General features: G+C 56.5%; 1 protein-coding gene. It reads right to left on the bottom strand.

Annotated features, from left to right (window positions below):
* A partial coding sequence (locus SB765_RS29030) for a hypothetical protein (RefSeq protein WP_410932404.1) occupies positions 1–285 on the bottom strand: 285 nt, incomplete at both ends.

Raw genomic sequence — 285 nt, forward strand, 5'->3', positions numbered from 1 at the left:
CAGCGTTAGCACCTGTTTGCGATCATCCTCGCTAAGATGCGCCAGCACTGGCGTAGTGTCATCTTCCTGCAACGCATCCTGCCACAGCTCACGCCACTGTTCCGACAGCGACTCTTCCTGAGTTTCACTTTCATCGTCGCCAATCAATTCATTAAACACCCGGCGCACATTGGTCATATGTGCGGTCAGCGCCCCGGTCAGTTGCGGCCAGTCAGCAAAGTCCATCGCCCACGCCAGCCGCGCACGATTAAGCTCATCAGAAGGAAGCGTCTGGGGTTGTTCGTC

This window comes from Pseudomonas sp. SIMBA_067 (assembly GCF_046534675.1).
Taxonomy (GTDB): Bacteria; Pseudomonadota; Gammaproteobacteria; order Pseudomonadales; family Pseudomonadaceae; genus Aquipseudomonas; species Aquipseudomonas putida.